Here is a 7,857-nt window from a genome sequence, read left to right as displayed (position 1 = left end):
GCCCAGAAGCCCATGCGCGTGATCACGCTGCTGGTGCTGTTCGCGTTCGTGGGCCTGGCGTTCGGTAAGAACATGGATGTGTTCCTGGAAAACGCGGACCGTATTGTCGCGCTGGTGATCGGCCAGAACGCCCTGGCACTGGGCGTCGGCGCCCTGGCCGGGCTGCTGGTGGGCCTCAACCGTGCCGACCGGCGCGCGGTCACCATGGAGGTGGGCATCCAGAACTCCGGTCTCGGGCTGGCGATTCTGTTCACCTTCTTCCCGCAGGCCGCGGGCATGATTCTGATCGCCGGCTTCTGGGGCGTCTGGCATCTGGTCAGCGGCCTGGCGCTGGCGCTGATCTGGTCGCGTTCCGCCGAGCCGATGGCCAAGGAGGGCGTATGAGCCGGGTACTGATCACCGGCGCCGGCGGTTATATCGGGCGCCTGCTCGGCGAGCGGCTGGCCGAGGGCCACACCGTGCTGGGGCTGGATGTGCGGGTGCCGCCGGGGCTGCCGTTTGACTGCCGGGAAGGGGATATCCGCGACCCCGCACTGGGCGAGCTGCTGCGCGAGCAGCGCATCGATACCGTGGTCCACCTGGCCGCCGTGCTGGAGGACTCCGGCGACCGGGCCCGGGATTACGACATCGACGTGAACGGCACCCGCAATGTGCTCGACGCCTGTCTGAGCGCCGGGGTCGGCCAGCTTATCGTCACCAGCTCCGGGGCCGCCTACGGCTACCACCCGGATAACCCGGCCTGGCTGGATGAGCAGGACCCGCTGCGCGGCAATCCGGAATTCGCCTATTCCGACCACAAGCGTCTGGTGGAGGAGATGCTGGCGGACTACCGGCAACGCCATCCGGCGCTGCGGCAGTTGATTCTGCGCCCCGGCACCGTGCTCGGCGAGGGCACCCGCAACCAGATCACCGCGCTGTTCGAGCGCAAGCGGATACTGGCCATCGCCGGCGCGGACTCGCCGTTCGTGTTCATCTGGGACCGGGACGTGGTGGGCGCCATCGTGCGCGGCGTGGAGACCGGCGCCGAGGGCGTCTACAACCTGGCCGGCGACGGCGCCCTGGGCGTGCGCCAGGTGGCGGCGATGCTCGACAAGCCGGTGCTGGTGCTGCCGGCCGGCCTGTTGCGCGCTGCCCTGGGGCTGGGACACCGGCTGGGGCTGACGCCGCACACGCCGGACAAGCTGAATTTTCTCCGCTACCGGCCGGTGCTCAGCAACCGGCGCTTGAAAGAGGAGTTCGGTTACCGGCCGGAAAAGACCTCCGAGCAGGTGTTCCGCCTGTTCGTCGACGCGGCGCGGGCCAGGAGGCAACTATGACCGCCCCGACCACCACGCTGATTACCGGCGCCGCGTCCGGCCTGGGCTGGTCCCTGGCCAGGGCGGCGTTCGCGCGCGGCCACAGTGTGATTCTGGTGGACCGGGACGCCGATGCCCTGGCGGAGAAGCACGCCGAGCTGGCCGCCGAGGACGGGCACCGGGTGCGTCACTTCGCCGTGGATCTTACCGACGGGCCGGCCCTGGAGCGCTTGATCGAAGCGGTCACCGCCGGCGGCCGGCTGGACGTGCTGATCAACAACGCCGGCATCACCCACCGCTCGCCGGCGGCGCGCACCGAAATGAAGGTGTTCCGCCAGGTCATGGCGGTGGACTGGGAAGCGCCGGTGGCGCTGACCCTGGGCTGCCTGCCGTTGCTGCGCGAGAGCGGCGGCTGCGTGGTCAATATCGGCTCCATGGCCGGCTGGATGCCGGTGCTGGGCCGCGCCGGCTACTGCAGCGCCAAGGCGGCGCTGACCCAGTTCTTCGAAGTGCTGCGCGGCGAGGTGGCGGACCAGGGCATCCGCGTGCTGATGGTGTACCCCAGCTTTCTGGCCACGCCGATCGAAACCAACGCCCTCGGCTTCGACGGCAAACCCGCCGCCCACGCCCGCTCGTCGGTGGGCAAGGTGCGCAGCGCCGACTGGATGGCCGAGCGCATTCTGGAGGCGCTGGCGCGCGGCGAAAAGCGGCTGTTCCCGGACCGCTTCACGGTGTTCGCCAGCCTGTTGTGGCGGCTGGCGCCGAATACCTATCATCGTTTGATGCGCCGCCGCTTCGCCGTGGAACTGGAATCCTGAATGCTGGAACTGTTGCTGTCCCCGTGGGTGTTGCTGGGGCTGTTCGTGCTGCTGGCCTACACCACCGAGGCGATGACCGGCTTCGGCTCCATCGTCATCGCCCTGTCCCTGGGCGCGCTGGTATTGCCGATGGATACGCTGATGCCGGTGCTGGTGCCGCTGAACCTGCTGCTCAGCGGCTACCTGTCGATACGCTACCGGCGGCTGGTGCACTGGCGCCTGTTGTTGCGCGGCATTCTGCCGTTGATGGCGGCGGGCACCCTGGCCGGTTATCTGGCGCGGCCCTGGCTGGGCCAGGCGTTGCTGCAAACCCTGTTCGGTGTGCTGATCGCGGTGTTCAGTGTCCGCGAGCTCTGGCGCCTGCGCCACGGGCCCGCGCCGGCCCGGCCCCACGGCGCCGGCTGGGGGCGGGTGTGGATGCTGCTGGCCGGGGTCACCCATGGCCTGTATGCCTCCGGCGGGCCCTTGCTGGTGTACGCGCTGAGCGGCGTGGACCTGGACAAAAGCCGTTTCCGGGCCACCCTGATCATGGTCTGGTTCACGCTCAACGGTCTGCTGACCCTGGGGTATGCCGCCCAGGGGGCGCTGCAGCCGGTGTGGCCCCAGCTTGCCGCGCTGGCGCCGGTGGTGCTGGCGGGCATCGTGCTGGGTGAGATTCTGCATCACCGCGTCGACGAGCATCGCTTCCGTCAGGTGCTGTTCAGTGTGTTGTTGCTGGCCGGGCTGGCCTTGGTGTTCTAGGATTTAAGGCAGCAACAAGGAGGGCGCCATGTCCGCAGTGGAAATTCGACCGGTGAGCGGCATTGCCGTGGAGCCGTGGCTGGACGAGCTCGCGGATCTGCGTATCCGCATTTTTCGCGATTACCCTTACCTCTATGACGGTTCGGTGGAGTACGAACGGGACTACCTGGACCGCTACGCCCGCTCCAAGCAGAGCGTGGTGGTGTTGGCCATGGAGTACAACCGTCTGATCGGCGCCGCCACCGGCCTGCCGCTGACCGACGCCGACCCGGAATTCGTGGCACCGTTCGAACGCCACGGCCCGCCCCCCGAGCAGGTGTTTTACTTCGGCGAGTCGGTGTTGCTGCCCGAGTACCGGGGCGAGGGCGTGGGCCACCGCTTCTTCGATCTGCGCGAGTTGTACGCCCAGGACTTCGGCTACCCGCTGACCGCCTTCTGCGCGGTGGTGCGCGACCCGGCCCACCCGCGGCGCCCGGCCGATTACCGCTCGCTTGAGCCGTTCTGGCGGGGGCGCGGCTACCGGCCCGAGCCGGCCCTCACCGCCCGTTTCCCCTGGAAGGATCTGGGTGACAGCGAGGAGACCGAAAAGACCATGCAATTCTGGATGCGTGACGCCGATCAGGCGGAAGCTGAAATGTAAAATGTGAACGTCTAGTACGTTCGCCTCATGAAGGAAGCGTCAACGCCGGTCTATAGTCGAACCCACTGGAGGGGGTAACTATGGATTGGTCCTACCTGAAGGGTCGCCTGCTGCGCGGCCTGCTTATTATCGTGCCGCTGGCGCTGCTGGCGGCGTTGATCGCCATGGCGGTGGCCGGGTAAGCCCTCCGCCCGTGCCGGTATGACGTCGAGGCCGGCGTTACCGCCGGCGTAAGAGCGCCACCGGATTGTTCGCCATCACCAGTTCCCAGCCCTGCTCCCGCGCCAGCCATTGGAAGGTGGCCGGCTGCCAGAAACACACATGGGTGGGGTCGCGCCGGTAATGCCAGCGCGGAAAATGCCCGTCGTCGGTCAGGAAGCGGGTCATCACCCCCAGCCAGCCCCCCGGTTTCACCAGCGCCGCGAATCGTCGCCACTCCCGCTCCGGCCAGTGCAGGTGCTCCAGTACCTCGGTGCAGGTGACGAAATCGTACTGCTGATCGAGCACCGCCGGGTCCGGGGCGTAAATCGGCTCGGAGATCCGCCTCGGGTGGCCGCGGTCCTCCAACATGCGGGCCAGGGCCGGGCCCGGGCCGCAGCCGAAATCCAGCCCCCGGTCGCCGGCGCCCAGGCGCTCGCACAGCGGCGCCCCCAGCTGATCCAGGAAACGCCGGTAGCCGGGGTCGTCCGGTTCATTGCGGTGCAGGTCGTACTGGGCTTTTTCGTCGGCGCGGTCGGGTAACTGGGTAACGCCGAGAAACGTCAGGTGGCAGCGCGGGCAACGCAGATAGCGGCGCCCTTCCACGGAGGCGAAGAGCTCGGCGTTGGGTTGCCCGCACAGGCGGCAGTCGCTCATGGGGCGGTCAGCCACTCCCGCAGGCTGTCGTAGGTGCGCGGGTCTTCCAGCATCGCCATATGGCCCATGCGATGGAACAGCCGCCGGGTGAGGTTGTCGGCGTCGGGGTAGAGCCGTTCGGCCAGGGCGCTGTCCACCCGCACCAGCCAGTCGCCCAGCGGGTTGTCGGCGCCCTCGTCACTGAGCGAGCCGGCCAGGAACAGTTGTTTCACGTGCGGGTCCAGCGGCACCTTGCCGCTGGGCCGGGCTTCATCCAGTGGCCGGTCCCGCCATTGCTTTTCCAGCACGTAGCCGAAGCGCAGGTCGCGGATGCCGTCGGAGCGCAGATTGCCCAACCGCATCAGGGGCCGGGAGTAGGGGGTGACGCCCAGCAGCCGGTTGGCCTGGTTGCCGACCCGCTCGAGCACCGCCCCCTGGTGGGGCGCCCCGAGGCACGCCAGATGGCTGATGCGGTCGACCCAGGCGTCGCCCCGTTCGCGGCCCTGATGCAGGGCGCTGCGCGACACCAGGCCGCCCATGCTGTGGCCGATCAGAATGACGCGGGAGGGCAGCGCGATGCCGGCCAGCAGATCGGCCAGTGCACGGCCGTTCTCGGAAATATGCAGGCCGGTGTTGTAGCGCAGCGTGCGGGTCTGGGCATCCAGTTTCGGGCCGGCCCAGTCGCTGAAGGCGCGGGCGGCCGGGTTGTTCCAGCAGCCTTCGTTCAGGCATAGCCCGTGCACGAACAGAATCAGGGTGTCCCGTTCCAGGGACGGCGCCTGGGGCAGCATGGTCATCGGCAGCGCGTAGTCGCTGTCCTGGGTGTGCAGCAATTGCCCGAACACGCCGTTGACCACGCTGCGCAGGTCCAGGTTGTCGCGCAGCTCCTGGTCCGGATCGGCGGCCAGATTGGCGAACCCGGCGAGATTGCCGGCCTGGCGAAACCCGTAACGGATCAGGTCGTAGACGATGGGCGCGGCGGTATAGCCTTCGCCCCGGATCTTGAACGGGTTGGCGATGGTGCCGTGCATATCCTGCACCACCTGTGTGACTTCTCCGCCCATTGTTGTTAGTAGCTGGGCGAGCCCGCCCAGTTGTTGGCTCAGTCTTTTCATCCCCGGCTCCTCATGCGCTTATCGATCATAGCAGGGTTGGTGCGGCGTCCCAACGCCGCCCGGAGCCGCGCAGCGCCGGTTTGTCGGAACGTAAAATAGAGGAAAATCAAAGGGGTGGCCCCTGTTCACTGGCGAAGCGGAACGATAGATTGCTCCTCAACGATCACGACACGTCGAGGAGTGACTATGCGTACGTTCAGTAAAGGACTGTTAGTAGTAGTGTTTGGTGGCCTGCTGGGTCTGGCCGGTTGCGATCAGCAAGGCCCGATGGAAAAAGCTGGCGAAAACGTCGACGAGGCCGTTGAGGACGTCACCGAAGATCAGGGCCCCATGGAAGAGGCCGGTGAAGAGATGGGCGAAGCTTGGGATGAAACCAAGGAAGCCGGTAGCGAAATGGGCGAAGCCATGGACGGTGACGACAGCTAATACAGCTTCGTCAGCGACAAAAAAACCGCCGGTCACCCCGGCGGTTTTTTTATGCCCGGACGCCGGCGACGCCCGGGCCGAAAAGATACATTCGGCTACATCCGTTCACCCAAACGGGACGCATTGTGTCTTTGGTGCTCCCCCCCGGCTGGCTAGAGTGAATGCGTATTGGGTGGCCCTTTGCCACCCGTGATCAGGGGCGAATATTGCGGGCCGCCCGGCCCGTTAACCAGGAGTGATCCGATGGCTTCCGAGGGACAAAAGGCGGCGTCCGAATCGCCGTTGCGGCTCGCCATCGAGGCGCTTCACGGCCGCGCCCGGGCCCTTTCCGAGTACTACTCCGTATACCGTTCCGGGGCCGGCCCCCGGGCCCGTGGCCGCCGCCATCAGCGGGTCCGCGAGCTGCGCCACGATATCGTCCGCCTGCAGGCCTGGGCCTGGTACTTGTCGGTGGCCGATCGCCGGCCCTGGTGGTGGCGCGCGCTCTACCGGCTCAGTGGCGTGTTCGGCCGTGATCGGCGCGAGCAGGCCGGCCGGCGGCGCCACCGCCGCGCCGGCATTCAGCGCCTGAGCAGCTTCAGCGTGGTGGACCGGGCCTATGTGGCGCACATGGAGGACTTCCAGGGCCGCTTGCTGACCCTGCCGCTGGCCCAGCAAAGCCGGCCGGACCCGCGCCGCGCGGTCTGCCAGCAGCGGCTGGAAGACGCCGTGCGCAAGCTCGCCGAACACCGCCGCTGCCTGGCCGAAAACGCCGGCCGGGTGGCGGTGATCTGTTGGGCGCTGGCCCGGGTGCTGCGCGTGCGCGGCTGGCTGGGTCTGGACCGCGGCGAGCCCTGCGTGGTGGATTCATGAGCGCGTTGTCCCGCGACCTCGATACCCGCCTGCCGGTGGTGTTCACCCTGGCCGACCTGAAGCAGCAGCTGCCCGGCGACGAACAGGCCGCCATGGCGCTGGCCCTGCGCTGGCTGGAAAGTGGCCAGGTGCGTCAGGTGGCGCCGCCACGGCCGGTGTTCATCCGGCTGGGCAGCGGTGAGACACCCGCCGAGGCGGATCTGTGCCTGGCGCTGCGGCGCGCCTTCCCCTCCCTGGTGGTGGTGGGCGGCTCCGCGCTCTGGCGCCAGGGCATCAGCCACGAGCGGGACGCGGTGCTGGACTGCGCGGTCAGCGAGCCGGTGGACCGCTGTCCGCTGCCCGGCGTGCGCCTGCACCAACGGCCCGCCGGCTGGCTGGATGTGGTCTCCCGGGCCGGGGGACTGCACGGGCATCTCCACGAGGTGCCGCTGTTGAGCGCGGAAATGGCGGTGGCCGACGCCGCCCGCTTCACCGATGTCTGGGTGCCCGACCGGGACCACCTGGACTGGCGCACGCTCAGCGCGGAGCGCATCACCGCCGCCCAGGACGCGATGAACTCTTTGTGACCCCCCTGCGATAAGACGCCGGCGCATTGACCCCTTGCCGTCTCAAGAGTATAAATGCGAATCGTTATCAGGATCACTTTGAGTTCACTATGCTGTTCCTTCTCGCCGCGGTGCTGTTGACCGGCACCGCGTTACTGTATCTCTCCGACCGCCAGCAGCGGGCCCTGGCCCAGCCGTTGCCGGCCGCCGCCCGCCTTGCCGGCGTGATTCTGGTGGTCGGTGGTTTCGCCGGCTGGGGCTGGCGTTTGGGGCCGGGCGTGGGGTTGTTCACCGCCTGCTGGGTGTTCGCCCTGGGCGCCATCTCGCTGCCCATGCTGGTGGGCCATCTGGTCGACAGCTACCGGCGCCCCGGCGCCTCCGGAGAGAGGGCATGAGGGCGCTTCTGGGGGGGGTGCTGGGCTTGCCGCTGGCGGCCATGTTGTGCGGCCTGCTGGCGGCGGCGATGCCGGTGGACTGGCACGACTGGCTGGTACTGATGATGTTGCTGTGCCTGGTGTTCTGGGCCGCTTTGATCGTGCTCGCCGGGGTTGCGTCCAGCCATTGGCGTGCCGGCGTGGTACTGCTGGCGGC

11 protein-coding genes and 1 pseudogene are annotated in these 7,857 nt (G+C 68.0%); 10 read left to right on the top strand and 2 right to left on the bottom strand.

The genetic code is table 11. The annotated features are described in order from the left end of the window. From ACEQZD_RS09030 to ACEQZD_RS09010, 5 genes and pseudogenes are all read left to right on the top strand, one after another. Positions 1 to 384 (top strand): annotated as a pseudogene (locus tag ACEQZD_RS09030) (bile acid:sodium symporter family protein); the annotation flags it as partial. Then, positions 381 to 1,316, top strand: coding sequence for an SDR family oxidoreductase (locus tag ACEQZD_RS09025; RefSeq protein ID WP_370185058.1), 936 nt, complete (start codon positions 381 to 383; stop codon positions 1,314 to 1,316). The pseudogene ACEQZD_RS09030 and the gene ACEQZD_RS09025, both read left to right, overlap by 4 nt. Then, positions 1,313 to 2,113 (top strand): SDR family NAD(P)-dependent oxidoreductase, encoded by an 801-nt coding sequence (locus ACEQZD_RS09020; RefSeq protein ID WP_370185056.1) that lies wholly within the window; start codon positions 1,313 to 1,315, stop codon positions 2,111 to 2,113. Before ACEQZD_RS09025 ends, ACEQZD_RS09020 begins: the two co-directional genes overlap by 4 nt. Beyond that, complete coding sequence (locus tag ACEQZD_RS09015; RefSeq protein WP_370185054.1) at positions 2,114 to 2,854, top strand: sulfite exporter TauE/SafE family protein; 741 nt, start codon at positions 2,114 to 2,116, stop codon at positions 2,852 to 2,854. It begins immediately after the preceding gene. A gap of 28 nt (positions 2,855 to 2,882) precedes the next feature. Further along, on the top strand, positions 2,883 to 3,494 hold the full coding sequence (locus tag ACEQZD_RS09010; protein ID WP_142947613.1) for a GNAT family N-acetyltransferase: 612 nt from the start codon (positions 2,883 to 2,885) through the stop codon (positions 3,492 to 3,494). A gap of 219 nt (positions 3,495 to 3,713) precedes the next feature. Here the strand turns inward: ACEQZD_RS09010 and ACEQZD_RS09005 are convergent, their stop codons facing one another. Then, on the bottom strand, positions 3,714 to 4,349 hold the full coding sequence (locus ACEQZD_RS09005) for a class I SAM-dependent methyltransferase (RefSeq protein ID WP_370185052.1): 636 nt from the start codon (positions 4,347 to 4,349) through the stop codon (positions 3,714 to 3,716). Beyond that, entirely contained in the window at positions 4,346 to 5,443 is a 1,098-nt protein-coding gene (locus tag ACEQZD_RS09000; RefSeq protein WP_194854850.1) for an alpha/beta fold hydrolase, read from the bottom strand. The genes ACEQZD_RS09005 and ACEQZD_RS09000 overlap by 4 nt, the downstream gene beginning before the upstream one ends. 186 nt (positions 5,444 to 5,629) lie before the next feature. Here ACEQZD_RS09000 and ACEQZD_RS08995 point away from each other — a divergent pair, with 186 nt between their 5' ends. The 5 genes from ACEQZD_RS08995 to ACEQZD_RS08975 form a co-directional block, all read left to right on the top strand. Next, entirely contained in the window at positions 5,630 to 5,869 is a 240-nt protein-coding gene (locus tag ACEQZD_RS08995; protein ID WP_142947610.1) for a hypothetical protein, read from the top strand. Between the two features lie 243 nt (positions 5,870 to 6,112). Further along, a complete protein-coding gene (locus ACEQZD_RS08990) occupies positions 6,113 to 6,721 on the top strand; it encodes a hypothetical protein (RefSeq protein WP_370185049.1) in 609 nt (202 codons plus the stop codon). After that, positions 6,718 to 7,287 carry a hypothetical protein gene (locus tag ACEQZD_RS08985; RefSeq protein ID WP_142947608.1) on the top strand — a complete coding sequence of 190 codons (570 nt, stop codon included), beginning with the start codon at positions 6,718 to 6,720 and terminating at the stop codon, positions 7,285 to 7,287. Before ACEQZD_RS08990 ends, ACEQZD_RS08985 begins: the two co-directional genes overlap by 4 nt. Before the next feature lie 89 nt (positions 7,288 to 7,376). Then, complete coding sequence (locus tag ACEQZD_RS08980; RefSeq protein ID WP_142947607.1) at positions 7,377 to 7,661, top strand: hypothetical protein; 285 nt, start codon at positions 7,377 to 7,379, stop codon at positions 7,659 to 7,661. After that, on the top strand, positions 7,658 to 7,857 hold a 200-nt coding region (locus ACEQZD_RS08975; RefSeq protein ID WP_370185045.1), incomplete at its 3' end, for a hypothetical protein. The genes ACEQZD_RS08980 and ACEQZD_RS08975, both read left to right, overlap by 4 nt.

This window comes from Alloalcanivorax sp., from assembly GCF_964221125.1.
GTDB classification, from domain to species: domain Bacteria; phylum Pseudomonadota; class Gammaproteobacteria; order Pseudomonadales; family Alcanivoracaceae; genus Alloalcanivorax; species Alloalcanivorax venustensis.
This window is presented reverse-complemented; position numbering and strand designations above follow the sequence as displayed.

Bases quoted from the DNA above. Each gene is read 5' to 3' on its own strand.
- ACEQZD_RS08995 (WP_142947610.1), top strand. From the start codon at position 5,630: ATGCGTACGTTCAGTAAAGGACTGTTAGTAGTAGTGTTTGGTGGCCTG.
- ACEQZD_RS08985 (WP_142947608.1), top strand. From the start codon at position 6,718: ATGAGCGCGTTGTCCCGCGACCTCGATACCCGCCTGCCGGTGGTGTTC.
- ACEQZD_RS09005 (WP_370185052.1), bottom strand. From the start codon at position 4,349: ATGAGCGACTGCCGCCTGTGCGGGCAACCCAACGCCGAGCTCTTCGCC.
- ACEQZD_RS09010 (WP_142947613.1), top strand. From the start codon at position 2,883: ATGTCCGCAGTGGAAATTCGACCGGTGAGCGGCATTGCCGTGGAGCCG.
- ACEQZD_RS09020 (WP_370185056.1), top strand. From the start codon at position 1,313: ATGACCGCCCCGACCACCACGCTGATTACCGGCGCCGCGTCCGGCCTG.
- ACEQZD_RS08990 (WP_370185049.1), top strand. From the start codon at position 6,113: ATGGCTTCCGAGGGACAAAAGGCGGCGTCCGAATCGCCGTTGCGGCTC.
- ACEQZD_RS09025 (WP_370185058.1), top strand. From the start codon at position 381: ATGAGCCGGGTACTGATCACCGGCGCCGGCGGTTATATCGGGCGCCTG.
- ACEQZD_RS09015 (WP_370185054.1), top strand. From the start codon at position 2,114: ATGCTGGAACTGTTGCTGTCCCCGTGGGTGTTGCTGGGGCTGTTCGTG.
- ACEQZD_RS09000 (WP_194854850.1), bottom strand. From the start codon at position 5,443: ATGAAAAGACTGAGCCAACAACTGGGCGGGCTCGCCCAGCTACTAACA.
- ACEQZD_RS08980 (WP_142947607.1), top strand. From the start codon at position 7,377: ATGCTGTTCCTTCTCGCCGCGGTGCTGTTGACCGGCACCGCGTTACTG.